General features: G+C 60.9%; 27 protein-coding genes. 18 read left to right on the top strand and 9 right to left on the bottom strand.

Going from position 1 to position 23563, the window contains the following annotated elements; translation table 11 throughout:
• Positions 1-100: 100 nt before the first annotated feature.
• The 10 genes from ABID16_RS17770 (at position 101) to ABID16_RS17725 (ending at position 9724) form a co-directional block, all read left to right on the top strand.
• A complete protein-coding gene (locus ABID16_RS17770; protein WP_354557699.1) occupies positions 101-1129 on the top strand; it encodes a glycosyltransferase family 2 protein in 1029 nt (342 codons plus the stop codon).
• 81 nt (positions 1130-1210) lie between these two features.
• Positions 1211-2341: an Mrp/NBP35 family ATP-binding protein gene (locus tag ABID16_RS17765; RefSeq protein WP_354557698.1), complete on the top strand. Its 1131-nt coding sequence runs from the start codon at positions 1211-1213 to the stop codon at positions 2339-2341.
• A 273-nt stretch (positions 2342-2614) separates the two neighbouring features.
• Complete coding sequence (locus tag ABID16_RS17760) at positions 2615-3592, top strand: magnesium transporter CorA family protein (protein WP_354557697.1); 978 nt, start codon at positions 2615-2617, stop codon at positions 3590-3592.
• A gap of 30 nt (positions 3593-3622) precedes the next feature.
• Positions 3623-5524, top strand: coding sequence for a potassium transporter Kup (locus ABID16_RS17755; protein ID WP_354557696.1), 1902 nt, complete (start codon positions 3623-3625; stop codon positions 5522-5524).
• Positions 5525-5695: 171 nt separating this feature from the next.
• Positions 5696-6817 (top strand): cell wall hydrolase, encoded by a 1122-nt coding sequence (locus ABID16_RS17750; protein ID WP_354557769.1) that lies wholly within the window; start codon positions 5696-5698, stop codon positions 6815-6817.
• A 257-nt stretch (positions 6818-7074) separates the two neighbouring features.
• Positions 7075-7407 carry an AtpZ/AtpI family protein gene (locus ABID16_RS17745; RefSeq protein ID WP_354557695.1) on the top strand — a complete coding sequence of 111 codons (333 nt, stop codon included), beginning with the start codon at positions 7075-7077 and terminating at the stop codon, positions 7405-7407.
• Positions 7408-7490: 83 nt separating this feature from the next.
• Positions 7491-8252 carry a F0F1 ATP synthase subunit A gene (locus ABID16_RS17740; RefSeq protein WP_354557694.1) on the top strand — a complete coding sequence of 254 codons (762 nt, stop codon included), beginning with the start codon at positions 7491-7493 and terminating at the stop codon, positions 8250-8252.
• A gap of 81 nt (positions 8253-8333) precedes the next feature.
• Entirely contained in the window at positions 8334-8558 is a 225-nt protein-coding gene (locus ABID16_RS17735; RefSeq protein ID WP_109855594.1) for a F0F1 ATP synthase subunit C, read from the top strand.
• Positions 8559-8646: 88 nt separating this feature from the next.
• Positions 8647-9219, top strand: coding sequence for a F0F1 ATP synthase subunit B (locus tag ABID16_RS17730; protein ID WP_354557693.1), 573 nt, complete (start codon positions 8647-8649; stop codon positions 9217-9219).
• 13 nt (positions 9220-9232) lie between these two features.
• Positions 9233-9724: a F0F1 ATP synthase subunit B gene (locus ABID16_RS17725; RefSeq protein ID WP_354557692.1), complete on the top strand. Its 492-nt coding sequence runs from the start codon at positions 9233-9235 to the stop codon at positions 9722-9724.
• Between the two features lie 136 nt (positions 9725-9860).
• Here ABID16_RS17725 and rnhB read toward each other — a convergent pair whose 3' ends face one another.
• The gene (gene rnhB / locus ABID16_RS17720) at positions 9861-10541 is read right to left on the bottom strand and encodes a ribonuclease HII (protein ID WP_354557691.1); all 681 of its coding nucleotides are present in this window, start codon (positions 10539-10541) and stop codon (positions 9861-9863) included.
• Positions 10542-10652: 111 nt separating this feature from the next.
• Positions 10653-11810, bottom strand: coding sequence for a PA0069 family radical SAM protein (locus ABID16_RS17715; RefSeq protein ID WP_354557690.1), 1158 nt, complete (start codon positions 11808-11810; stop codon positions 10653-10655).
• Between the two features lie 146 nt (positions 11811-11956).
• Between ABID16_RS17715 and ABID16_RS17710 the strand changes: the two genes are divergently transcribed.
• Entirely contained in the window at positions 11957-12487 is a 531-nt protein-coding gene (locus ABID16_RS17710) for a glycosyltransferase family 2 protein (RefSeq protein ID WP_354557689.1), read from the top strand.
• Here ABID16_RS17710 and moaB read toward each other — a convergent pair whose 3' ends face one another.
• The 4 genes from moaB to ABID16_RS17690 form a co-directional block, all read right to left on the bottom strand.
• Positions 12488-13039, bottom strand: coding sequence for a molybdenum cofactor biosynthesis protein B (moaB, locus tag ABID16_RS17705; protein ID WP_354557688.1), 552 nt, complete (start codon positions 13037-13039; stop codon positions 12488-12490). It lies immediately after the preceding gene.
• Positions 13026-13931: a 4-(cytidine 5'-diphospho)-2-C-methyl-D-erythritol kinase gene (locus ABID16_RS17700; RefSeq protein WP_354557687.1), complete on the bottom strand. Its 906-nt coding sequence runs from the start codon at positions 13929-13931 to the stop codon at positions 13026-13028. The genes moaB and ABID16_RS17700 overlap by 14 nt, the downstream gene beginning before the upstream one ends.
• 27 nt (positions 13932-13958) lie before the next feature.
• Positions 13959-15812: a tetratricopeptide repeat protein gene (locus tag ABID16_RS17695; protein ID WP_354557686.1), complete on the bottom strand. Its 1854-nt coding sequence runs from the start codon at positions 15810-15812 to the stop codon at positions 13959-13961.
• A 163-nt stretch (positions 15813-15975) separates the two neighbouring features.
• Positions 15976-16992 (bottom strand): polyprenyl synthetase family protein, encoded by a 1017-nt coding sequence (locus ABID16_RS17690; RefSeq protein ID WP_354557685.1) that lies wholly within the window; start codon positions 16990-16992, stop codon positions 15976-15978.
• A 104-nt stretch (positions 16993-17096) separates the two neighbouring features.
• Here ABID16_RS17690 and ABID16_RS17685 point away from each other — a divergent pair, with 104 nt between their 5' ends.
• The 4 genes from ABID16_RS17685 to ABID16_RS17670 all read left to right on the top strand — a co-directional run bounded on the left by ABID16_RS17685 (position 17097) and on the right by ABID16_RS17670 (position 19350).
• Entirely contained in the window at positions 17097-17330 is a 234-nt protein-coding gene (locus ABID16_RS17685; RefSeq protein WP_354557684.1) for a putative signal transducing protein, read from the top strand.
• Positions 17327-18115: a tRNA1(Val) (adenine(37)-N6)-methyltransferase gene (locus tag ABID16_RS17680; protein ID WP_354557683.1), complete on the top strand. Its 789-nt coding sequence runs from the start codon at positions 17327-17329 to the stop codon at positions 18113-18115. Before ABID16_RS17685 ends, ABID16_RS17680 begins: the two co-directional genes overlap by 4 nt.
• An 87-nt stretch (positions 18116-18202) precedes the next feature.
• On the top strand, positions 18203-19069 hold the full coding sequence (locus tag ABID16_RS17675; RefSeq protein ID WP_354557682.1) for a S49 family peptidase: 867 nt from the start codon (positions 18203-18205) through the stop codon (positions 19067-19069).
• Positions 19070-19158: 89 nt separating this feature from the next.
• Positions 19159-19350 carry a hypothetical protein gene (locus ABID16_RS17670; protein WP_112628648.1) on the top strand — a complete coding sequence of 64 codons (192 nt, stop codon included), beginning with the start codon at positions 19159-19161 and terminating at the stop codon, positions 19348-19350.
• A gap of 14 nt (positions 19351-19364) precedes the next feature.
• Here the strand turns inward: ABID16_RS17670 and ABID16_RS17665 are convergent, their stop codons facing one another.
• Both ABID16_RS17665 and ABID16_RS17660 read right to left on the bottom strand, forming a co-directional pair.
• Complete coding sequence (locus ABID16_RS17665; RefSeq protein WP_354557768.1) at positions 19365-20546, bottom strand: MFS transporter; 1182 nt, start codon at positions 20544-20546, stop codon at positions 19365-19367.
• 229 nt (positions 20547-20775) lie between these two features.
• The gene (locus ABID16_RS17660; protein ID WP_354557681.1) at positions 20776-21408 is read right to left on the bottom strand and encodes a hypothetical protein; all 633 of its coding nucleotides are present in this window, start codon (positions 21406-21408) and stop codon (positions 20776-20778) included.
• Positions 21409-21599: 191 nt separating this feature from the next.
• Between ABID16_RS17660 and ABID16_RS17655 the strand changes: the two genes are divergently transcribed.
• The 3 genes from ABID16_RS17655 (at position 21600) to ABID16_RS17645 (ending at position 23251) form a co-directional block, all read left to right on the top strand.
• A complete protein-coding gene (locus ABID16_RS17655) occupies positions 21600-22532 on the top strand; it encodes a glycine--tRNA ligase subunit alpha (protein WP_354557767.1) in 933 nt (310 codons plus the stop codon).
• Between the two features lie 75 nt (positions 22533-22607).
• The gene (locus tag ABID16_RS17650; RefSeq protein ID WP_354557680.1) at positions 22608-22850 is read left to right on the top strand and encodes a type II toxin-antitoxin system VapB family antitoxin; all 243 of its coding nucleotides are present in this window, start codon (positions 22608-22610) and stop codon (positions 22848-22850) included.
• Complete coding sequence (locus ABID16_RS17645; protein ID WP_354557679.1) at positions 22850-23251, top strand: type II toxin-antitoxin system VapC family toxin; 402 nt, start codon at positions 22850-22852, stop codon at positions 23249-23251. Before ABID16_RS17650 ends, ABID16_RS17645 begins: the two co-directional genes overlap by 1 nt.
• Here the strand turns inward: ABID16_RS17645 and ABID16_RS17640 are convergent.
• On the bottom strand, positions 23248-23445 hold the full coding sequence (locus tag ABID16_RS17640; protein ID WP_354557678.1) for a hypothetical protein: 198 nt from the start codon (positions 23443-23445) through the stop codon (positions 23248-23250). The genes ABID16_RS17645 and ABID16_RS17640 overlap by 4 nt on opposite strands.
• Positions 23446-23563: the final 118 nt, after the last annotated feature.

Genomic DNA, 23563 nt, shown 5'->3' with positions numbered 1-23563 from the left:
GGTCAGATTTACGTGGATATTCGTGATTTCGGTGCAATAAGGACGTTGGTAGGTTCCTCAGTGGCCCCTATATAGAACGCCGCAGTCAACGGAAGGTGCCATGAGTTCAATCGACACACCGCTGAAAGTCTCCATCGTTGCGCCCTGCTACAACGAGGAGGAAGTGATCGAGGAATTCGCTCGCCGTGCAATGGCGGCCGGGCGCGCCGCTGCTGCCGACAGTTTTGAACTGGTCCTCGTCGATGACGGCTCGCGCGATACGACCTGGGCGAAAATTGAGGCGCTCTCGCGCGAAAATCCCCAGATCGTCGGCGTTCGGCTCATGCGTAATCACGGCCACGAACTCGCATCGACGGCAGGCATCGCCTCGTCATGTGGTGCCCGCATCCTGCTCATCGATGCCGATCTGCAGGATCCGCCGGAACTCCTGTCCGAGATGATGGCCATGATGGATCGCGGAGCGGATGTGGTCTACGGACAGCGTGGCATCCGCAAGGGTGAAAGCTGGATGAAGCTGACGACGTCGGCTCTCTTCTATCGCCTCCTTCGCTGGCTCGCGAGCGTCGATATTCCGTCCGACACCGGTGATTTCCGCCTGATGACGCGCCGCGTTGCAGAGCTTCTCCTGTCCATGCCGGAGCGTGACCGGTTCCTGCGCGGCATGATCAGCTGGATCGGCGGACGCCAAGTCCCGATCGTCTACGAACGCGACGAGCGGCATGCCGGCACGACAAAATATTCCTATTCCAAGCTTCTGCGCCTTGCGCTCGATGCGATCACCGGGTTCTCGGCCCGCCCGCTGCGCATCGCCTCCTGGGCGGGTGTCGTCACGGCCTTCATTGCCATGGCCCTTCTGGCCTACACATTCTACAGCTTCGAGGCTGGCTGGGCCGTCACAGGCTGGTCGAGCACCATGGTCGCCATCACCGTCTTCAGTGCCGTGCAATTGATCACGCTGGGCATCCTCGGCGAATATGTCGGGCGCCTGGTGCAACAGAGCAAGGGACGGCCGCTTTTCATGGTCGATCGCATGGTGCGCGGTGGCGAGGATGTCTCCCCGATCGACAGTTACGATATGGGCCCCGGTCGGCACCTGAACCCCGGACGTCGCGACAACTTCTTGCCGTAAGGCCCCTCCTGCCCTAAATGAGGCTCGAAACGCGCCATCGATCGAACGCATGGCTGCGCCAGCGATTGCAAGGAGAATGCGATGTCGGCAGAACTTTCGGCACAGGTCCTCGACAAGCTGAAGACGCTGCAGATGCCGGGTACGGGCAAGGACATTGTCAGCCTCGGCCTTGTGTCCGATGTCTTCGTCTCGCAGGGCAAGGCCTATTTCTCCATTTCCGTTCCCTCCGAAAGCGCAAACAGCCTTGAGCCTCTGCGCGAGCAGGCCGCGGCGCTGGCCTCGTCCGTTCCGGGCATCGGCGCGGCGACCGTGGTGCTGACGGCTGACCGCAAGGCAGGTGCACCCACCCCGCCGCCGCAGGCACAGCGTCCAGCGCATGCCCATTCCCACGCCCAGCCCCGCGCGGTGGCCAAGCAGGCCATCCCCGGCATAGGCGCGATCGTTGCGGTTGCTTCGGGCAAGGGGGGCGTTGGCAAGTCGACGACTGCGGTCAATCTTGCACTCGCCCTGCAGGCCAATGGTCTGCGCGCAGCTGTGCTTGACGCCGACATCTACGGCCCGTCCCTGCCGCGACTGATGAAAATCGCCGGTCGGCCTCAGCAGATTGATGGCCGGATACGCCCGATGGAAAATTACGGCATGAAAGTCATGTCGATGGGCTTCCTCGTGGACGAAGGCACCGCGATGATCTGGCGTGGTCCGATGATCCAGTCGGCCTTGCTGCAGATGTTGCGTGAAGTGGCCTGGGGCGATCTCGACGTACTTGTCATCGACATGCCGCCGGGCACCGGCGATGTGCAGTTGACACTGGCACAGCAGGCAGCATTGGCCGGCGCAGTCATTGTCTCGACGCCGCAGGATCTGGCGCTGATCGACGCGCGCAAGGCCGTCAACATGTTCAACAAGGTCGAGGTTCCAATCCTCGGCATCGTGGAAAACATGAGCCATTTCGTCTGCCCGAACTGCGGTACGAGCCATGACATTTTCGGCCATGGCGGGGCGAGGGCCGAAGCGGAGAAGATCGGCGCGCCCTTCCTCGGCGAAATCCCGCTCGACATGGACATTCGGCTGAACTCCGATGCCGGAACACCTGTTGTCGTCAGCCAGCCCGATGGCCCGCATGCGAAGGCCTATAAGGAAATCGCCCGCAAGCTGTGGGAAGGTATCGAAGGCCGCGCAGCGCCGGCATTTCCGGACATTTCCTTTGAGTGAGGCGGCTGCAACCCGTTGCCTCAGCGGCGGTACGCCACAGGTGCACATCTCTGAAAAGCCGGATTTTCGTCAAATTTCCGCTTGGAATCTTAACCGGCCTGTGGTTTGAATGCAGCGCAGCAGGAGCCTTCCCCGGGGTGGTCATGGAAACCCGCCTGGTTCCGGCGTAATTGAAATGAACGTAGGAAAATCCTTTGGACAGCGGACGCGGCTTTCGAGCCTGACGATAACACCGCACACGACGTTTCATATTGGCAGGGACCATCCCGTTTCATGATCATGCTTTATCGCGCTGATGGCAGCGCACGGCCTCTTGCAGCCGCAGAGCCGATTGATATCTGTCCGGACGACACCGTCTGGATTGATCTTCATTGCCCAACGCGCGATGAGGAAACGCTGGTCGAACGCCTGCTCGGCATTGCCGTCCCGACGCGGGACGAGATGAAGGACATCGAGCCGTCGAGCCGCCTGTACTCGGAAAACGGCGCCATCTACATGACCGCCTCTGTTGTCTGGCGTGCCGAAAGTGAACAGCCCGAGCTCGCAGATGTAGGCTTCGTTCTCGCCAAGGATCGGCTGGTGACGATCCGCTATGTCGAGCCGAAGTCGATCGGCCTGTTCGTCGGCGCCTTCTCCCGCTGCGTCGATGGCCGCTGGTCCGGCATCAAGGTCCTGTCGCGGCTCCTGGAAACGATTAGCGACCGCAGCGCCGAAATCCTCGAAATGGCCGAGCGCAAGGTCGATGCCATTTCACGCCAGGTTTTCACCGCCAATGCGCGCGCCGGTCAGCGGAGCAGGGCTTTCCCGCAGGCCATTCTCTTCAACATCGGCGAAGAGCAGCGGCTGGTCGCCAAGACGCGCGACAGCCTCGCCTCGCTCTATCGCCTGCTCACCTTCTTTTATGCCTTGCCGGTCCTGCAGGACGACAAGGACATGCGCGAACTTTGCCGCACCATCACGCGGGATGTTCAGTCACTGTCGGAGCACGCCAACTTCGTGTCCGGCAACATCACCTTTCTGCTGGATGCGTCTCTCGGTTTCATCAATCTCGAGCAGAACGCCATCATCAAGATCTTCTCCATCGCCAGCGTCGTCTTTCTGCCGCCGACGCTTGCTGCTTCCATCTACGGCATGAATTTCAAGGTCATGCCTGAACTCGAATGGACCTTTGGCTATCCGTTCGCGTTGTGTGTGATGGTCGTATCGGCAGTCGTCCCGTTTTTCTTTTTCCGTTGGAAAGGGTGGCTCTGAGCCTAACGGCTTGGAGCGTAAAGGTTCATCATGAGCAATTCGCTTGAACATGAAAATCAGGAGCCCGCGGGCCTCAAGAGCCTGCTGTCTTTGGCGCTGGGCTCTGTCGGTGTCGTCTATGGCGATATCGGTACAAGCCCGCTTTATGCCTTCAAGGAAGCGCTGCGGCCCGTTTCGGCCGACGGGCTTGATCGCTTCGAAGTGATCGGGATCATCTCGCTGATGCTGTGGACGCTCACGATCATCGTGACGCTGAAATATGTGCTCTTCCTGCTGCGCGCCGATAACGGCGGCGAAGGCGGTACGCTTTCGCTTCTTGCCCTGTTGATGAAGACGGCAAACGGCCACGCTGCCATTCTTTTCTTCATGGGGATCGCAGGCTCGGCCCTCTTCCTGGGTGACGCGATGATCACCCCGGCGCTGTCGGTGCTCTCCGCTGTGGAAGGTCTCCAGCTCGTTACGCCGGAACTGAAGGAATTCGTCCTGCCCTTGTCGCTGACGATCCTTGTGATCCTTTTCCTGGTGCAGTCCCGCGGAACGGCAGCCGTATCGGTCTTCTTCGGGCCGATCACCGCGGTCTGGTTCCTGGCTATGGGCGTCATCGGGCTGTACCACATTGCTGACGATCTGACGATTTTCACGGCGCTGAACCCTTATCACGCCGCCACCTTCCTCATTCAGGAAAAGTGGATCGGGATCGTTGTGCTCGGCGCCGTCTTCCTGACGGTGACGGGTGCCGAAGCACTCTATGCCGACCTCGGCCACTTCGGCCGCCGGCCAATCCAGCTTGCCTGGTTCGCGCTCGTCTTTCCGGCGCTGATGTTCAACTATCTGGGGCAGGGCGCGTTCATTCTGAAACACCCGGAAGCGGCTGAAAATCCGTTCTTCCTGATGTTTCCGTCCTGGGCGTTGCTGCCGGCAGTCATTCTTGCGACCGCCGCGACCATCATCGCGAGTCAGGCCGTCATCACCGGCGCCTTCTCGCTGGTGCGTCAGGCCATCCACCTCAACTTCCTGCCGCGCATGGAAATCCAGCATACCTCGGAGACCCATACCGGACAGATCTTCCTGCCCGGCGTGAACCTGATCCTGATGATCGGCGTTGTGCTCCTCGTCCTCGGTTTCCGCAGCTCGGATGCGCTGGCCACGGCCTATGGTATCTCGGTGACGGGTGCGATGACGATCACCACGATCATGGCCTTCGAATTCGTGCGCAAGCAGTGGCACTGGAGCCTCGCTGCAGCGATTGCCGGCCTGCTCCCGCTTCTTGTGCTGGAGCTCATCTTCCTGGGCGCAAACCTCTTCAAGATCCACGACGGCGGCTATGTTCCGATCCTGATCGCAGGCGGCATCGTCATTGTCATGTGGACCTGGCGCCGCGGCAGCCGTATCCTGGCCGAGAAGGCCAAGGCCAACAACATTCCGATCGACAAGTTTATCGAGATGGTGAGCCGCGAAAGCGACCACGCGCCGGCGACCGTTCCCGGCACCGCGATCTTCCTGACGTCCGATCCCGGCTTTGCGCCGGCAACGCTGCTGCACAACATCAAGCACAACCACGTCCTGCACAAACATAACATCATCCTGTCGGTGCGCACGGCCAACAAGCCCTATGTACCGGACGATATCCGCTATTCGCTGTCGCATCTCTCCGATCGGTTCACGAGCCTGGAAGTCCGCTTCGGCTTCATGGAAATGCCTGACATCACGAAGACGCTGGGGCGTATCCGCAAGGAAGGCATGAAGTTCGAGATCATGTCGACCTCCTTCTATCTCGGCCGCCGGCAGCTGCTGGCAAGCCCGGATGGCGGCATGCCGCTCTGGCAGGACAAGCTTTTCATTGCCCTTGCCAACACGGCAACGCGCCCGTCGGACTACTTCCGGCTGCCGTCTAACCGCGTTGTCGAACTGGGTTCGCAGGTCGTCATCTGACGCTTGCATTGCAGATCGCTTGCGGGCACAACTGCGCGCGTGAGGCATGTTAACCAAGTATCAAGGTTAATAATGCATTTTCACCTGCAACGAAGAATGCAGTTTGGAGTTGCGTGCGTGCGTGTGAATGCGATTGCGCTTGGCGCCAGCGGCTTTGTGAACCGCAAGATTATGACGATTGCCGCGTTGGGGCTTGCAGCGCACATGGCGCTTCCCACGGAAACGGGGCGATCAGACATTGCCGCTTATCTCGCGGGCCTGAACAGCGGCGGCGCCAACATGCTGCTGACGCGCTCGCCTGCGGGCTCCATCCAGCAGGCCGACGTTGTTTTCAAGGATCCGATGAAGACGAGTGCCATCGCAGCCGGTGGCGGGCTTTCCATGCCCGACGGAACCAAGGTGGCACTGCGTGACGAAGCCAAGGGCGAGGGCGGAACGCCCGACGAAGCCCGGGTGACCCGGAGCCTGAAGAAGTCCCGCATTCTGGCCATCATTCCGGTTGCTCCGCCGAAGGCGTTCTCGGCAGGCTCTATCCTTGACCGAACCAGCTTCAACTTTGCGCCGCTGACCAAGCTCGACAAGCAGCTCGCCTTCGTGAAGCCGAAGATCACCGGCAAGGAACTGCAGATCGCCGGGACCTTCTATGTGAAGAAGCCGCCGCAGGCTGTCGACGACACCGTGCCCACCGAGATTGCCACGCTCGTCAACAACAAGCGCGCCGATATTCTCGCAACCGCCTATGCCAGCGCAGGCCCGGATTATGCCAGCGTTTCGCCCTTTGACTCGATTCTGAACAAGGACGCCGATGACGGACGCTTCGTGCCCGAGATCGGGCCGAAGGACCATGCCTGGGCGGCCACGCCGCTGCCGCCGATCGTTTTCGACGAGAAGGAACAGGACTGCCTGACGCGCGGCATCTATTTCGAAGCGCGCGGCGAGGAGATCAAAGGTCAGGCCGCCGTCGCGCAGGTTATCCTGAACCGTGTGCGTAATCCCGCCTATCCCAAAACCATCTGCAGCGTCGTCTACCAGAATGAAAGCTGGCAGAACCGCTGCCAGTTCTCCTTCGCCTGCGACAACTTCCTCGACCGTATCCTGAACCGCGACAGCTGGCAGATCGCCAAGGATGTCGCCATGGCCGTGACCGCCGGCAAGATCTGGCTACCGGAAGTCGGCTCCGCCACGCACTATCACGCGACCTATGTCCATCCGGCCTGGGCGCGTTCGATGAAAAGGGTCGCCCGTATTGGCGATCACATCTTCTATCGCACCCGTTACGGTGGCTGGAGTTGACGTCTTGGGCCGCTTGCCTGCGGCCTTTTGACCCCTCTTGAGCAAGTGATTCCGGATAACTTTCGTCTCACATTTGCAACCTTTTGATTTTCTTGAAGAAACTCTTTAAGACTTCATCACCCCTCAGCCTTGACTAGACGGGTTCACAAAACTATGTTGCGCGCGAATTGAGGAACGGGCCATACTGGCGCCGCAAAACTGACGTTGGACGCGACCGGAGAGGGTTGCATCGAAAACGGACCGTGGAGGGCGCTGACATGGACGACGGGGAAGACGGTCTCGACAGGCGCCTGAACGAACTGGGCGAGCGCCTCGCGGAACGAAAGACGGCCGCTGACAGGGCAGGGGACAAGGCCAGGGGCGCAGACAAGAGCGCATATTCCCAGGCAATCAAGGTTTCCAGCGAGTTCATAGCGGGCGTCCTCGTGGGCGCGCTGATCGGTTATCTCGTCGATACGCTGGCCGGAACCGGGCCGTGGGGGATGATTGTCTTCCTCCTTCTCGGGTTCTGTGCGGCGGTGCTGAATGTAATGCGCGCGCTCGGCGTGGTGGCGACACCGCAGCCTCGGAAGCGCGACGACAGGAAATGAACTGCCAGGGCTTTCGCCCGCGGCATTGATGATGAAAAGACGCGATCCCGAACGGATGGCGACAGAACGAAAGAGACTTGACTGTGTCTGCAGCTGACAAGGTTGATCCGATCCACCAGTTCCACCTCAAGGAACTCGTTCACATCGAATTTGGCGGGCTGAACCTCTCGTTCACCAATTCCTCGCTCTTCATGGCGATCACCGTCATTGCGGCGGCCGGTTTCCTCTATTTCATGACCTCCAGCCGCGCCCTCGTTCCGGGCCGTGGCCAGTCGGTGGCTGAAATGAGCTACGAATTCGTCGCCAACATGCTGCGCGACGGCGCCGGCAGCCACGGAATGAAGTTCTTCCCGCTGGTCTTCTCGCTGTTCATGTTCATTCTGGTAGCCAACCTGTTCGGCATGATCCCATACTTCTTCACGATCACCAGCCACATCATCGTTACTTTCGCGCTGGCGATCCTGGTGATTGGCCTTGTCGTGGTCTACGGCCTCTACAAGCATGGCTTCCACTTCTTCAATCTCTTCGTTCCAAGCGGTGTTCCGGGTGTTCTTCTGCCCCTCGTCGTCGCCATCGAAGTGATCTCGTTCCTGTCCCGCCCGATCAGCCTCTCGGTTCGTCTTTTCGCAAACATGCTGGCCGGTCACATCACGCTGAAGGTGTTTGCGGGCTTCGTCTTCTCGCTCGGTTCGCTTGGCGCCATCGGCGTCGCCGGCGCTGTTCTGCCGCTCCTGATGGCAGTGGCGCTGACCGGTCTCGAATTCCTTGTCGCGTTCCTCCAGGCATACGTCTTTGCGGTTCTGACCTGCATGTACCTCAACGACGCTCTGCATCCTGGGCACTAAGCAGTAAACAGGGAAAAAAACGTTGACGCCAAATCGGCGTCAGTCTAAAGCCGCAACAAAACCATTTCCAAGGAGTAGAACATGGATCCTCAAGCAGCAAAGTACATCGGCGCTGGTATCGCTTGCCTCGGCATGGGCGGCGCTGGCATCGGCCTCGGCACCATTTTCGGTAACTACCTCGCTGGCGCACTGCGCAACCCGTCGGCTGCTGACGGCCAGTTCGGCCGCCTGATCTTCGGCTTCGCCGTTACGGAAGCTCTGGGCATCTTCTCGCTGCTCGTAGCACTGCTCGCCCTGTTCGGCTGATACCTCTTCGATCCAAAGAGGGCCACGGGCTTCGCACGGCGAACATCGTGGCCCTTTTTTCATGACGTATCCGCACCTGGAGGTGACAATGTTCGTGACATCGGCTTTTGCCGCGTCAACGGAAGCTGCAGCCGGAACGCAGGTTCCTGCGGAAGCAGCCGGCCACGAAGGCGGTTTCCCGCCGTTCAACCCGCACTATTTCGGCTCCCAGATCCTCTGGCTGGCGATTACGTTCGGCATTTTCTACCTGATCATTTCCCGCGCGGTTGCGCCTCGCATCGGTGCGATCCTTGAAGATCGCCAGGACCGGATTGCGCGCGACCTCGACGAAGCATCGCGCATGAAGGCTGAATCGGATGCAGCGGTTGCTGCCTTCGAAAAGGAACTCGCCGACGCCCGCGCCAAGGCTTCCAGCATCGCTGCCGAAGCCGGCGCCGCCGTCAAGGCCGAGGCTGAGAAGGAACGGGCGGCTGTCGAAGCCAGCCTGTCCCAGAAGCTCGCTGCTGCTGAACAGCATATCGCATCGATCAAGTCTGCGGCTCTCGCAGAGGTCGGTTCGATTGCAGAAGAAACCGTAACCGAAATCGTCCGTCAGGTCGTTGGCGTCGAGCTGACGAGCGCGGAAGCCGCTGCCGCCGTCAAGTCGGCCGCAGGCAACTGAGGAGGGTTCTTCGATGAACGCAACAGATTGGGCAACACTCTGGGCCTTCGTATCGCTGCTTCTGTTCCTGGGTCTTGTGATCTACCTCAAGGTTCCGGGCACGATTGGCAAGGCACTCGACAAGCGCGCTGACGAAATCAAGTCGCAGCTCGCCGAGGCCGCCCGCCTTCGCGAAGAAGCCCAGGCGCTGCTGGCTGAATATCAGCGTAAGCGCAAGGAAGCCGAGGCCGAAGCAGAACATATCCTGGCCAGCGCCAAGCGCGAAGCTGCGATGCTCGCAGACGAAGCCAAGCGCAAGACGGAAGAATATGTCGCGCGCCGCAACCAGCTTTCCGAGCAGAAGATCAAGCAGGCCGAAACCGACGCCATCAGCGCCGTTCGTTCTGCCGCAGTCGATATCGCGATTGCAGCCGCTCAGAAGATTGCCGCCGAAAAGGCGACCGGCGCCACCGGTGACGCGCTTTTCCAGAACGCGATCGATCAGGTTCGCACGCGTCTGAACTGATCGATCGGTTCAACGGGAATTCGGAAGGCCGGCCTCGCGCCGGCCTTTTTGCGTTTTGGGGCTGAGGCATCCAACGAGCCTTGAATGGGTGGGAGAGCATTCAGGCACCGCGCCGGCATTCCGCCACGGGGCAGTGTCAATCCTTGCTGTGCTCTTCAGCCAAGCCATCGTCCTGCCGAAGCGGCCGAAAGCTCCATCGATGCAGCAGGCAGCCGCCAACTTGCTTGATGGCGGCGCGATGTTCGGCTGTGGCGTAACCTGCATGGCGTTCGAAACCATAGGCCGGATAGACGAGCCCGGCACGGGTCATCATTCGATCCCTGGTGACCTTGGCGACAATCGAGGCGGCTGCAATGGACAGCGAGCGCGCGTCACCCTTGACGACGGCCTTGCCACGGCAATGGAGTTCTGGCGGCACGTCGCGCCCGTCGATCAGCGCGTAGTCCGGTTGAACGCTGAGAAGCAGCAGCGCGCGGCGCATGGCATCGAGGCTCGCCTTGCGGATGTCGATCCGGTCGATCGTCGGCGCGCTGGAGGAGGCAATGGCGACTGTCGCTGTCGCCATGATCTCCTCGAACAGATATTCGCGCTGCGCCACACTCAGTTGCTTGGAATCGTTGAGACCCTTCGGCGTGTGCCTGTCGTGGAAGATCACGGCTGCGGCGACAACAGGCCCCGCAAGCGGGCCGCGACCGGCCTCGTCAGCGCCGGCAACAAGCTTGAAGCCTTCGCGCCGCGCCATATCCTCGAAGGCGAAATCGGGGCCTTCCGGAAGGGCGAAAAGAGTGGGGGAATCGGCGGGCACGCGTTTGATCATGCGGCGATTTTGGCATGCCGCGCCGATTCCCCGCAAGTCCCGGCAGAGAGGCGGTCCGCCGGGGAGCTGCCGTGATGCGGGGAAACGTCACGGCGACTGGAGTTGATTCAACTAAAGCAGCGAGAGCTGTACGCCCGCACCAAGCGGCGGCACGAAGAGATCGTCGCGCAAGGGCAGGCGCTGCTGGTCGAGGCCCAGCCGTTTGCAGGCCATCTGAAAGCGGCGATGGATCTGCCAGGCATAGGGGCCGGCGCCCTTCATCCGCTTGCCGAATTCCGCGTCATAATCCTTGCCGTCGCGCATCGAGCGCACGAGCGACATGACATGCCGATAACGATCCGGATAATTGCGCAGAAGCCAGTCGCGGAAGAGTGGGCTGACCTCGAAAGGCAGGCGCAGGATGACGTAATTGGCCTCGCGTGCGCCAGCCGCCTTCACGCTGTCCAAAACGCGTTCGATCTCGTGGTCGGTCAGGCCCGGAATGATCGGCGCCATCATCGCGCCAACCGGAATGCCAGCTTCAGAGAGTTCCTTGATCGCCTCCAGCCGTTTCGCCGGCGTCGCAGCACGCGGCTCCATGGCCCGCGCCAGTGAACGGTCCAGCGTGGTGACGGAGAGTGCAACCTTGGCAAGACCGTCCTTCGCCATCCGGCTCAGGATATCGATGTCGCGCGTCACCAGTGCCGACTTCGTCACTATCGTCACCGGATGATGCGCGGCCTCCAGCACTTCAAGAACCTGGCGCATGATCCGCCATTCCTTCTCGATCGGCTGATAAGGATCGGTGTTGGTGCCGATGGCGATCGGCCGCGGCTTGTAGCCGGGCTTGGAAAGCTCGCGCTCAAGCAGCTTGGCGATATCGGGCTTGGCAAAAAGCTTTGCCTCGAAATCGAGCCCCGCCGACAGACCCATGTACGAATGCGTCGGTCTGGCGAAACAATAGATGCAGCCATGCTCGCAGCCGCGATAGGGGTTGATCGAGCGGTCGAAGGGAATGTCGGGCGACTCGTTGCGCGTTAACGCCGTGCGCGGCTTTTCCACCTGCACTTCGGTCTTGAAAGGCGGCAGCTCTTCCGGGATATCCCAGCCGTCATCTGTCCGCGCACGTTCCAGCGTCTCGAAGCGTCCGGCCATGTTGAGCGCAGCCGCACGGCCGCGCCGGCGATTGACGTCGATGCGTGCGCCAGACTGGCTCGCCAGCGCTTCGGCCACGTCTGCCCTGTGCGAGGGCGCAAAAGCACCCTCGGCAAAATCGGTTCGAATTGCCATCGGAAACTCCTGGGCAGCAAGACTCAGCCGCCGTTTCAATGACTATATTCCTATCTCGAAAAAGAGAACAAGACAAGAACAAACTTGCGAACCCACCCGATGACAGAAATGTGGCATTTCATGCTGCAATGCGTTAAATCGGTTTTATGCTGACGATCATCATGGAATGCAGAGATCAGGAGACCGAGGCGGCGCATACGCTGAATGCGCTGGTGTCCGGTGCTGTCGAGGGTCTTGTGTCCGATGTTCTCATTCTCGACAACGGTTCCAGCGACGGCATCCAGAAGCTCGCCGAAGCCGCCGGCTGCCGCTATTACGGCGACTGGGACATGAAGGATGTGCTGGACGGCGCGCGCGGCGATTGGCTGTTCCTCATCGAGCCGGGCGCGCGACCGCAACCTGGCTGGATCGAGGAAATTTTCGAATACGCCTCGGTGACGCGCGATCCGGCGCGCTTTTCCGATTCCCGCACCTTCCGTAAGCCGCTGCTCAAGCGCATTGGCCGCAAGCGGTCGGCGCTGGAAAATGGCGTGATACTCACCAAGCGTCAGGCCGTCTCGCTGGTCCGCAGCGGCTTCGATCTGGAAAAGCTGGCCTCTGGCCTCAAGAAGCGCGTGTTGCGCTCTGAAATCATTCCGGCCTGGGTGACCCGGCGCGATAGCGTGACCGCAGACTGATTATTTCGCGTGCCCGCGCTTCAGATGTTCATCCAGCCGCGGCATGATTTCCACGAAATTGCAGGGCATGTGTCGATAGTCGAGCTGCCCCTTCAGAATGCCGTCCCAGGCATCCTTGCAGGCCCCCGGTGAGCCCGGCAGCACGAAGATGAAGGTGGCATTGGCAACGCCGCCCGTGGCGCGCGACTGGATCGTCGATGTACCGATCTTGTCATAGGAAATGCGGTGGAAGACTTCCGCGAAGCCATCCATCTTCTTCTCGAACAGTGGTTCCAGGGCCTCGGGCGTCACATCGCGGCCGGTAAATCCTGTGCCGCCGGTCGTGATTACCACATCAATCTCGTCCCGTTTCGTCCACGCCTCCACGCGTTCGCGGATCAAGGCTTTGTCGTCCGTCACGATCGCGCGGTCTATCAGCTTGTGCCCTGCGTCGAGAATGCGCGCCTGCAGCGTATCGCCCGACTTGTCATCGGCCAGCGTCCGGGTGTCGGAGACCGTCAGTATGGCGATACCGACGGGAATGAAGGGCCGCGTCTCGTCAAGTCCTGGCATCGTCTGTCTCTCCCTTTCCCACCGTGCGCGTCTGCATGAAGAACCATTGCGGCCGCGCCGCTGTCAACCGCTCGAGGCTTTCGCGCGCCTGAGCTTCCGTTTCGTAAAGCGCAAAGCAGCTTGCACCCGAGCCGGACATCCTGACAAGGGCAGCGCCCGTGTCCTTCATCAGTCCGGAAAGCTCGGCAATCCGGCTCTGCACCAGCCGCGCCGGTGGCTCGAGATCGTTGCGCAGGCTGCCAAGCCATGAAAGCCAGCCGGCTGCACTGGAAAGCGCGGGCAGGGGACCCATCGGTGCGTTGTTCTTTTCCGTCAGGCGCTGGAACACCTGCGGTGTCGAAACCGGCTGCAGCGGATTGGCAATGATGCAATGGAAGGACGGCATAGCGGGCAGGAGCGCGATATTTTCTCCGACACCGCTCGCCATCAGCGGCTTGCCCACCATGCACATCGGAATGTCCGCGCCGAGCTTCAAAGCCAGCCTGTCGAGCGTCGAAGCCGCGGGCGTCGCATGCCAGTGGCGCAGCAGCGCGCGCAGCGTTGCGGCCGCATCCGCCGAGCCGCCGCCAATGCCCGAAGCGACCGGCAAGTTCTTTTCAAGATGGATGGCGACGGGTGGGGCGCTCATGCCCTCTTCCGACAAAGCCTCGCGCAGCACATCGCGCGCCCGCAAGACGAGGTTGCCGTCCGACCCGCCGGCTTCGCGCGAGAGCCCTTGCGAAAAGCGGCCTGACATGGAAAAGGCGTCTTCGGGCGCAGCCTCGACGGTGACAACGTCGCCGGCATCGGAGAAGGTCACGACCGTTTCCAGCAGATGATAACCATCGTCGCGCTGCCCGGTGACATGCAGCGCGAGATTGATTTTCGCCGGGGCGATTTCAGTGAGAGCCATGGCGAAGGGTCCTGTTCGGTTGCCCGGTCAGGATTTCTTGCCCGGCACATCGGCGGCGGGCGTCTGCATGGCCTTTTCGGCATCCGCTTCAGCCGGCGTCTTGCCGTTGAGATCCGGCAGGCCGTCCTTGAGCTTGGCCTTGAGTTTGGCCTCAAGATCCGGCTCAGGCTTGGCAATCAGGGCGCGGTTCCACTGGAACGTGGCCTCGAGTTTCCGGCCAACCCGCCACAGCGCATCGCCATAATGGTCGTTGATCGTGGCGTCGCCTTCCTTCAGCTGCACGGCACGCTGCAACTCGCGCGCAGCATCTTCATACTTGCCGGTGCGGTAATAGGCCCAGCCAAGCGAATCGACGATATAGCCGTCATCGGGACGAAGCTCGACCGCCTTGCGGATCATGGCCATGCCCTCATCAAGGTTCATGTTCATGTCGATCCAGGAATAGCCGAGATAGTTCAACACCTGCGGCTGGTCTGGGAAGAGCTCCAGCGCCTTTTTGAAGTTCGGTTCGGCATCCGCCCACTTCTTCAGCCGCTCATAGGCGATGCCGCGCTGGTAGAACACCGCCCATTGTGCCCGTGTTGGGTTCTGGCCGATCGAGTTCACGGCGTCGTCATAGGTCGACGCCATAGCGGCATAGTTTTCCTTGTCGGCATAGACACTGCCGAGCGCGAGGTAGGAGCGAAAGTCGGAAGGGTCTTCGGCAATCAGCGCCTTGAGATGCGTCTCCGCCTCATCCGCCTTGCCGGTCTGGCTGAGGTCGAGGCCCAGCTGCAGTTCCGAGACGCGATGCATCGGCGAGGAGGCATCCACCTTGCGGTAATATTCGATCGCCTTTTCCGGCTTGCCGGCACCATCGGCGACGTTGCCCAGAAGGATCATGACATCCGCGCTGTCCGGCGAAAGCGCCAGAGCGGCATTCAGATAGAAAGCCACGATTTCCTGCGCGTTGTCGCGCATGCCGACATTGCCGCTGACCGACTGGTTCAGCGCGCTGCCAACCGAGAACAGAACGGCGCCTGCGCCATCGGCGGGTGACGCCACCTGCGGCTTGATCGGCTCGCCCTTTTCGATCATCGCACGCACGGTCTGGAACGGCGCAAAACGGCCCGTCAGGCCTTCTCCCGATGCCAGCGCGTCGAAAGCCTTCTGCTTTTCGCCGTTCTGCGCCTCAAATCCGGCCAGAGCGATAACCGAGCGAACATAGACATCCTGCGCAGCCGCGCCGCCTTCCTTGTCGGTGATCGCATCCGTCAGATACTTGCGCGCACCGTCCTTGTCGCCGGCCAGCGCAGACATCACGCCGGCATGGTAGTTCTTGAAGATCTTGAACCAGTCGGGACCGTTCAGGTTCACCACCTGGTCGATCGCTTCCTTCTTCTTGCCCGCGCCGAAATCGGACCAGGCCACGAGAAGGTTGTTCATCATGCGGTCGAGGTCGTTCGGGCCCTTGTAGACCAGCAGCTTGCGGGCCTTGGAAAATTGCTTCTGGCGGATCGCGTCGACGCCGAGCGACAGCGTCGTCACGCGCTCGACGGACGGGTCCTTCTTCAGTGTCTGGGCGAGCTTGACGCCTTCTTCGAAGTCACCATTCAGGAACAGGTTGATCATCAACCGCTCCTGGAGCTGCAGATTGTTCGGTTCGAAATCGAGCGCGACACGATAAAGGTCGATGGCATTCTTGTGATCGCCATCGCTGTCCGCAGTGAAGGCCGCGAGATAGGCGCCGGAGAAACTGTCCACCGAGCCCGGATCGAATTTCACATCGACCGCCGGCTTGGCGGGTGTGTCCGCCGACTTGGCCCATGCGCCGCCAGCACCAGCAAGAACCGCCGCAAGCGCCGCACTGCAAAGAAGGGCCGACAGTGACAATTTCCGCATGAAGAAACCTTTCAACAACATCCGCCGACGCGGACATCAGACGGCCGCATCGCCGCCGGTATGATTCGGACCGAGCATGGCTTTTTTGAAGCAGTGCCGCAACAAATTCCATCCGCCCGTCCGCCCGCGCCTGACTTGCGGACGTCATGACGGCCTAGTCGCCTCAGCTGACCCGCTCGATACAGAAGTCGATGACTTCCAGCAGCGCATCCTTCAGCGGCGTATCCGGCAGCGGAGCCAGCGCATCGCGGGCTATGGTGCCGTAGTGGCGGGCGCGGGTGATCGTGTCGGCAAGGCTGCCATATTTCTTGATGAGGCCAAGAGCGATCGCCAGGTTCTCGTCGCTTGACTGGCCTTCCTCGATCGCACGCTTCCAGAAGGCGCGTTCCTCCGCCGAACCCCGCCGGTATGCAAGGATCACCGGAAGCGTGATCTTGCCTTCGCGGAAGTCGTCGCCCGTGTTCTTGCCAAGCTCGGCGGTGGTGCCGCCATAGTCCAGCACGTCGTCGACCAGCTGGAAGGCGAGGCCGAGATTCATGCCGTAGGATTTCAGCGCATTGCGCACGGCCTTGCTTTCGCCGGCAACGATCGGGCCGACTTCGGCGGCGGCTGCAAAGAGTGCCGCCGTCTTGGCGCGGATGACGGCGAGATAGTCGTCTTCCGTCGTCTCCATGTTCTTGGCAGCCGAAAGCTGCATGACCTCGCCTTCGGCAATCACGGTCGCGGCGGTCGCCAGAACGTCGAGCGCATCCATGGAGCCGGCTTCCACCATCATCTTGAAGGCCTGACCGAGCAGGAAGTCGCCCACGAGAACGCTCGCCTGGTTGCCCCAGATCATCCGCGCGGTCGACTTGCCGCGCCGCATGGCGCTCTCGTCCACCACATCGTCGTGCAGCAGCGTGGCGGTGTGCATGAATTCCACGGCAGCCGCGAGCCGGATGTGGTTCTCGCCGACATAGCCACAGAGCTCCGCAGCCGCGAGCGTCAGCATGGGACGCAGCCGCTTGCCGCCGGAGGAAATAAGATGGTTGGCCACTTCCGGAATCATCTCGACGTCCGAGCCGGCCTTTGACAGGATCAGCTGGTTGACGCGTTGCATGCCGCTCTTGGTCAAGTCCACGAGCGGCTTGACCGATGCCTGTTTGTTTTTGTTTTCTTCAAGCGGTATGACGACGCCCAACGAAAGCACTCCTGCTATTATGTCACTCGACAATAGCGAAGGGGCCGAAGGCGCGGCAAGAGGCGATTTGCCTCGCCTAGCAGTTTTTAGGGAGAATGGACATCGTGGAAGAGCTCGTGCGGACCAATGATCCGGTTCTGATCTCGTTTCTGGAGAGTCTGATGCGCGATGCAGGCATCATCTGCATGGTTGCCGACCAGACGATGAGCATTCTCGACGGGTCGATCGGTGCGATTCCCCGACGCGTACTGGTGGACAGTGACCGCATAGACGAGGCCCGCGCCATCGTCACGGATGCCGGTCTTGGTGCCGAACTGAGGGACAGGAAGCCGACGTGACCGTCGAAACCGTCGATGCCTTTCATTTCGGAAAGTTCCATGTGGTGCAGCCGGCCACAGGCGGCCATCGCTCGGGCATGGATGCGATGCTTCTTGCTGCCATGGTCGCGGATGAGGGGAGCCTGAAGGTTGCTGATCTGGGCGCAGGAGCCGGCGCTGCTGGTCTTGCCGTAGCATCGCGTCTTCTCCAGGCTGATGTGACCCTCATCGAACGCTCGCCGGAAATGGTGGCTTTCGCGTACAAATCTCTGGCTCTCTCGGAGAATAACCATCTGGCCTCGCACGTCAGAATCATCGAGGCGGACGTCACGCTGAAAGGCAAGGCGCGGGTGGCCGCGGGGCTGGAAGACGAGGTTTATGATCACGTCATCATGAACCCGCCCTTCAACGCTGCCGCCGACCGCTGTACGCCCGATGCCTTGAAGGCCGATGCACATGCGATGACCGAGGGCCTCTTCGAAAGCTGGATCAGGACCGCCGGCGCCATCCTCAAGCCCGGCGGCGAACTGTCGCTGATTGCACGGCCGGAATCGATTGCGGACATCATTGCTGCGTGCGGGCAGCGCTTTGGCGGGCTGGAAGTCACGCTGATCCATCCGCGCGAGGGCGAGCCTGCGATCCGATTGCTCGTTTCTGCGGTCAAGGGTTCGCGCGCCCGCCTTGTCTTCAGAGCCCCCTTCGTCATGCATGACGAGGGAACGCATCGCTTCGCGCGCTTCGTCGATGATCTGAACAACGGCCGCGCCGCCTATGCCCGCATGGGACGCAAGCGTCGTCCGGTATGATGCGCGCGCGATTTTAGCGGCATTCCATTGCGTTTTTGCCGCTGATCCCTACATCTTCGGCACGACACCGCAATCAAAGGCACCTCAATGAAAGACCTGTTCCGCCGCTATCTCCCCGCCCGCTTCCGCAAGGAGGAAACGGTCATTCCGGTGGTTCGGTTGCAGGGGACGATCATGAGCGGCGGCAGCCAGTTCCGCCCGGCGCTCAATCTGGCGAGTGTTGCCCCCGCGCTTGAAAAGGCCTTCGCCTCGAAGAAGTCTTCCGCCGTTGCCATCCAGATCAATTCGCCCGGCGGTTCGCCTGTACAGTCCCGGCTCATCTATCGCCGCATCCGCGATCTCGCAGCCGAGCATAACAAGAAGGTCTATGTTTTCGCCGAGGATGTCGCTGCTTCCGGCGGCTACATGATCGCGCTGGCCGGCGACGTCATCATTGCAGACGAAACCTCCATCGTCGGCTCCATCGGCGTCGTATCCGGCGGCTTCGGTTTTCCGGAGCTGCTCAAGAAGATCGGCGTCGAACGCCGCGTCTATACCGCCGGCGAGAACAAGGCGATCCTCGATCCCTTCCAGCCGGAAAAGGAAGGCGACATCGAATATCTGAAGACGCTGCAGCTGGAGATTCACAAGGTCTTCATCGACATGGTGAAGCAGCGCCGCGGAGCCAAGCTGGCAGACGATCCGACGATATTCTCCGGCCTGTTCTGGACGGGCATCCGGGCGAAGGAACTCGGCCTCATCGACGGTCTCGGCCATGCCCGCGAGGTTCTGCGCCGCGACTTCGGCGAAAAGGTCAAGCTGGAACTGGTCTCCGGCCAGCGCTCGTTCTTCGGGCGCCGCATGCCGGGCGTCAGTGTGGGCAGCGACATCGGCGCTTCGGCGGGAGAGGGCGCGATTGCCGCCCTTGCGCAGACGGCGGAAGACAAGGCATTATGGAGCCGGTTCGGGCTTTGAGCCCGCTTTAGCAATTCCAGGAAAAGTGGAAACCGGTTTTCCGTCTGGAATTGCGTCGAGACAAAGATGGTTCACTTTTCGAGGACAAGATGCCCCAGGCGCTCTTCCTGCTGATCGTTGCAGCAGGCGTTTACATTTTCTTCAGGCGTTTTGTTGCCGACGCCCGCAAGGCCACTGAGAACGCCAACGCGCGCCGCCGCGAAGTCGAGAACGGCGCTCACGGGACCCTGGTGAAGGATCCCGTGACAGGGGAATATCGCCTCAAGAAGGACGATACCTGATCAGGCGGCCCTGATCAGGTGGATTTGTGCCGCACATCCGGCAGGAAGATCGCCAGCAGGCCGATCGCCGGCAAGATCGAGCAGACCTGATAGACGAAGCCGATCGACGTATGGTCGGCCAGCACGCCGAGCAGTGCTGCCCCAATCCCGCCCATGCCGAAGGCAAATCCGAAGAACAGGCCTGCAATCGTGCCCGGCTTGCCGGGAACGAGTTCCTGCGCATAGACGACGATGGCCGGGAACGCGGAGGCCAGAATGAAGCCGATGGGGATCGTCAGGATGACGGTCCAGGTGAGGTTCGCAAACGGTAGCGCCAGCGTGAAGGGCAGAACGCCGAGGATCGAGAACCAGATGACGCGCCGCCGCCCGATCTTGTCGCCGATCGGCCCGCCGGCGATCGTGCCGGCAGCGACAGCGCCGAGATAGATGAAGAGCAGCAGCTGGGCGGTCGACGTCGAAATCTTGAACGTCTGCATCGTGTAGAAAATGTAGTAGCTCGACAGGCTCGCCATGTAGAGGAACTTCGAGAAGATCAGCGCGCAGAGAATGATGATGGAGCGGATCAGCACGCTGCGGCTGACGGGTGATTCATGTGCTACGGCGGCCTTGCCCTTGGCCGAACGGCGCTCCTCGCGATACCAGAAGCCGACACGCGTCAGGATCGCCATGCCGGCGAGCGCGAAAATGCCGAAATAGCTGATGGCATGCTGGCCGTAGGGAACGACCAGAAGCATGGCGAGCAGTGGCCCGATCGCCGACCCGAAATTGCCGCCGACCTGGAACAGCGACTGCGCAAACCCGTGCCGCCCGCCGGACGCCATGCGCGCGACGCGCGAAGATTCCGGATGGAAAACCGAGGAGCCGACGCCGATGGCGGCCACACCGATCAGCAGATGGTGATAGGATGTCGCATAAGCCATCAGGAGCAGGCCGACCAGTGTGCAACCCATGCCGAAGGTCAGGCTGAACGGCTTCGGATGCTTGTCGGTATAGAAACCGACACCCGGCTGCAGAATGGAGGCCGTGAGCTGCCAGGTGAAGGTCAGCAGGCCTACATCCGCATAAGACAGCTGGAACTTTTCTTTCAGGATCGGATAGACCGACGGGACGACCGACTGCATCAGGTCGTTCAGCATGTGCGACACGCTGATCATGATGAGGATCGCCATGGCGGGGCCGGTTGCAGCCTTGGCCATGCCGGCGGGCGAAGATGCGTTCGACGCTTGCGACGGCGTCGCGTTCTCTGTGACGGCGCTCAACGGATGTTTCCTTCGGGAGTATTCACTGTCGGGCTTTCCGCCCGTTTGAGCCCGAACTATGCTCCGCTCTTGAAAATCCGCAAGAACGTTTCGCGCCGAATTGGTACGGCGCCCTTAACATGACGGAGGCTTAATCGATTTTGGCGGACTGCGCGGCGTTTTTGCCTCAGTCGCCCGAACCGTTGCCACCATCCTCACCGGCCCAGCCGAGCTGGATGTCGCTCACATGCGGGTTCAGCTTGGCGAGCTTGGCATCGCTCGACGCAATACTCTTCTCGCCGGAAAGTGCAGACGGAACTTCCTTGCCCTCCGGCGGATTGAAGCGGATCGTCACCACGCAGCCGCCGTCGAGGGAGGAAAGCTTGCCGCCCTTGAGGTCAGTGACATAGCCGCCATAGTCCCAATCGAAACCGCTGATCTCGAATTTGCCGCCATTGGCCTTGATGACGTCGGCCAGCGATAAGCCGAGTTTGAGGCCTGCAATCGTCCAGTGCGTCGCGCCCTGCGCGGGGCCGATGGCCGAGAGTTTGGTCATCTCATCATCGAAGAAGGACACGAAAAGCTTGCGCGTCGGGTCCTTCGGGAAAATTGCCAAAGCCTTCGCCGTCGCGCCTTCCGCGCCGGTCGTTTCCTCGATTGCCGTTTCGCCCTTGTAGCGTGCCGCAATCGTCTTGGCCGTATCGCCCGCCTTCACAATGTTGCTGCAGGTCAGTTCTTCCGCCGGCTTGGCGTCACTCGCCGCGTAGACAGGAGCGAAGGGGAGGGCGGCGAAGGGAAGAGCAAGCAGAAAGCGGCGCATATCGGTCTCCAGAGGTCGTGGGGCCAAGTGTAACGTAGCGGGGGACGGATGCAACGCGGCTTTTATTCGGCGCTCGTTCCAGAGGCGCACGTGCCCACATGCTTGACCCTGTCGGCGATAATATGCCAAACGACAGGCTCGATTTCCCAAGGCTTATGGCTGACAACATGACCACGACCCTCGCTCCCCACATGGACCCCAAGCGCTCCTTCCAGGCGCTGATCCTGACGCTGCACAATTACTGGGCCGACAAGGGTTGCGCCGTTCTCCAGCCTTACGACATGGAAGTGGGCGCCGGCACGTTCCATCCGGCAACGACCTTGCGCGCGCTGGGCCCCAAGCCCTGGAAGGCTGCCTATGTCCAGCCCTCGCGCCGCCCCTCCGACGGCCGCTACGGCGAAAACCCCAACCGGCTGCAGCACTATTACCAGTATCAGGTCATCCTGAAGCCGAACCCGTCGAACCTGCAGGAACTCTATCTCGGTTCGCTCGAAGCCATCGGCCTAGACCCGCTGGTCCATGATATCCGCTTCGTCGAGGACGATTGGGAAAGCCCGACGCTCGGCGCCTGGGGCCTCGGCTGGGAATGCTGGTGCGACGGCATGGAAGTCTCGCAGTTCACTTACTTTCAGCAGGTCTGCGGCATCGAATGTTCGCCCGTCGCCGGCGAACTGACCTACGGGCTTGAGCGCCTCGCCATGTATGTGCAGGGCGTCGACAATGTCTATGACCTGAACTTCAACGGCCGCGAAGGCGACGAGAAGATCAGCTACGGCGATGTCTTCCTGCAGGCCGAGCAGGAATATTCCCGCCACAATTTCGAATTCGCCGACACCGAAATGCTGCACCGGCATTTCATCGACGCCGAGAAGGAATGCCAGGCGCTTCTGGCCGCCGGCGCGCCGGGTGACAACGACAATCTCCGCCTCCACAAATGCGTCTTCCCGGCCTATGACCAGTGCATCAAGGCCTCCCACGTCTTCAACCTGCTCGACGCCCGCGGCGTGATCTCGGTGACGGAGCGCCAGTCTTACATCCTGCGCGTCCGCACGCTCGCCAAGGCCTGCGGCGAGGCGTTCCTGCTGACGGATGCCGGCGGCGTGAACTGGAAGGATGTGGCGTAAGCAGCCACCAGACCACGCTTGGAAAAATTGGCCATATGATCTACATTTGCCGTGAAGCAATCTACATGGTGCATCATGGCGATCAATGTGAACAATCCAGAGGCCGATCAACTGACGCGAAAGTTCGCGCAACTAGAGGGTGTGAGTATCACCGACGCAATCGTGATTGCGATGAAAGAGGCGATCGCGCGCCGCAACGCTGACGAGGCACCCTCGCAGACCGCCGAACGCCTTCGCAAGCAATACGGCATCACCTTGACCGAGCGCGCCAGACAGCCACTTCCCCGTGAAGCCTTTGACAGCCTGTGGAGCGACTGATGTTCGTGGACGCCTGCGCGATCATCGCGGTTTTGTCCGATGAGCCGGAGTCAGAGCGGATTTCGGACGTGCTCGCGGATGCGCGTTCGCCTTTTACATCAGCCGTCGCGGTCCTTGAGGTCGCGCTTGCGCTTGCAAGGCCCGACAAATTCAATTTGCCAGTTTCGACTGTTGAAGCCCTGGTGTTCGATTTTCTGTCGGAAAGGGGAATTGAAATCAAGGATATGCCGCCTGCTCTTGAGGCGGCGAAACTGGCACTTTCGGCAGCCGATCGATATCGCAGTGGACGCTACGGGTTGAACCTGGGCGACTGTCTACACTACGCTTGCGCCAAACATTACCGTGTTCCCATCCTCGCCACGGCAAATGAATTCAAGCAGACCGATCTGGAAACGGCCTAAACCCTCTCGCCCCACTTCACCCCCATCTCCCAAACCGGCTTCAGCGTTGGATAGGTCCCGGCATCCGTCTGCTTGGCGATCGTACGCAGGCACCGGCGCGTGCCGGCCGGTTCTACCTTCTGCATCGCGACAGCATAGTCGATGAAGAGAACGAGGAGCGGAAGGGCTGTGCAGAGCCTGATTGTGGTTGTCATGATCGTTCCCCCGAAATCGTGTTTATGAGGACGATCTTGCTGCGTTTGGCCTCGCACCGCTGCTTCCTGGGTAACAGAGGATGGCGCGTTCAGCCGTTTACTCTCCCCCAAAATCCCG

It is taken from the genome of Limnomicrobium aquaticum (assembly GCF_040545545.1).
Classification (GTDB): Bacteria; Pseudomonadota; Alphaproteobacteria; order Rhizobiales; family Rhizobiaceae; genus Ensifer_A; species Ensifer_A aquaticum.
Note: the sequence above shows the minus strand (reverse complement) of the source record. Positions and strands in the feature narration are given on the sequence as shown.

Bases quoted from the DNA above. Each gene is read 5' to 3' on its own strand.
- rnhB (WP_354557691.1), bottom strand. From the start codon at position 10,541: ATGATCAAACGCGTGCCCGCCGATTCCCCCACTCTTTTCGCCCTTCCG.
- ABID16_RS17770 (WP_354557699.1), top strand. From the start codon at position 101: ATGAGTTCAATCGACACACCGCTGAAAGTCTCCATCGTTGCGCCCTGC.
- ABID16_RS17650 (WP_354557680.1), top strand. From the start codon at position 22,608: ATGGCGATCAATGTGAACAATCCAGAGGCCGATCAACTGACGCGAAAG.
- ABID16_RS17730 (WP_354557693.1), top strand. From the start codon at position 8,647: ATGTTCGTGACATCGGCTTTTGCCGCGTCAACGGAAGCTGCAGCCGGA.
- ABID16_RS17725 (WP_354557692.1), top strand. From the start codon at position 9,233: ATGAACGCAACAGATTGGGCAACACTCTGGGCCTTCGTATCGCTGCTT.
- ABID16_RS17645 (WP_354557679.1), top strand. From the start codon at position 22,850: ATGTTCGTGGACGCCTGCGCGATCATCGCGGTTTTGTCCGATGAGCCG.
- ABID16_RS17655 (WP_354557767.1), top strand. From the start codon at position 21,600: ATGGACCCCAAGCGCTCCTTCCAGGCGCTGATCCTGACGCTGCACAAT.
- ABID16_RS17675 (WP_354557682.1), top strand. From the start codon at position 18,203: ATGAAAGACCTGTTCCGCCGCTATCTCCCCGCCCGCTTCCGCAAGGAG.
- ABID16_RS17755 (WP_354557696.1), top strand. From the start codon at position 3,623: ATGAGCAATTCGCTTGAACATGAAAATCAGGAGCCCGCGGGCCTCAAG.
- ABID16_RS17640 (WP_354557678.1), bottom strand. From the start codon at position 23,445: ATGACAACCACAATCAGGCTCTGCACAGCCCTTCCGCTCCTCGTTCTC.
- ABID16_RS17765 (WP_354557698.1), top strand. From the start codon at position 1,211: ATGTCGGCAGAACTTTCGGCACAGGTCCTCGACAAGCTGAAGACGCTG.
- ABID16_RS17710 (WP_354557689.1), top strand. From the start codon at position 11,957: ATGCTGACGATCATCATGGAATGCAGAGATCAGGAGACCGAGGCGGCG.
- ABID16_RS17750 (WP_354557769.1), top strand. From the start codon at position 5,696: ATGACGATTGCCGCGTTGGGGCTTGCAGCGCACATGGCGCTTCCCACG.
- ABID16_RS17760 (WP_354557697.1), top strand. From the start codon at position 2,615: ATGATCATGCTTTATCGCGCTGATGGCAGCGCACGGCCTCTTGCAGCC.
- ABID16_RS17745 (WP_354557695.1), top strand. From the start codon at position 7,075: ATGGACGACGGGGAAGACGGTCTCGACAGGCGCCTGAACGAACTGGGC.
- ABID16_RS17660 (WP_354557681.1), bottom strand. From the start codon at position 21,408: ATGCGCCGCTTTCTGCTTGCTCTTCCCTTCGCCGCCCTCCCCTTCGCT.
- ABID16_RS17695 (WP_354557686.1), bottom strand. From the start codon at position 15,812: ATGCGGAAATTGTCACTGTCGGCCCTTCTTTGCAGTGCGGCGCTTGCG.
- ABID16_RS17715 (WP_354557690.1), bottom strand. From the start codon at position 11,810: ATGGCAATTCGAACCGATTTTGCCGAGGGTGCTTTTGCGCCCTCGCAC.
- ABID16_RS17700 (WP_354557687.1), bottom strand. From the start codon at position 13,931: ATGGCTCTCACTGAAATCGCCCCGGCGAAAATCAATCTCGCGCTGCAT.
- moaB (WP_354557688.1), bottom strand. From the start codon at position 13,039: ATGCCAGGACTTGACGAGACGCGGCCCTTCATTCCCGTCGGTATCGCC.
- ABID16_RS17665 (WP_354557768.1), bottom strand. From the start codon at position 20,546: ATGGCCAAGGCTGCAACCGGCCCCGCCATGGCGATCCTCATCATGATC.
- ABID16_RS17670 (WP_112628648.1), top strand. From the start codon at position 19,159: ATGCCCCAGGCGCTCTTCCTGCTGATCGTTGCAGCAGGCGTTTACATT.
- ABID16_RS17735 (WP_109855594.1), top strand. From the start codon at position 8,334: ATGGATCCTCAAGCAGCAAAGTACATCGGCGCTGGTATCGCTTGCCTC.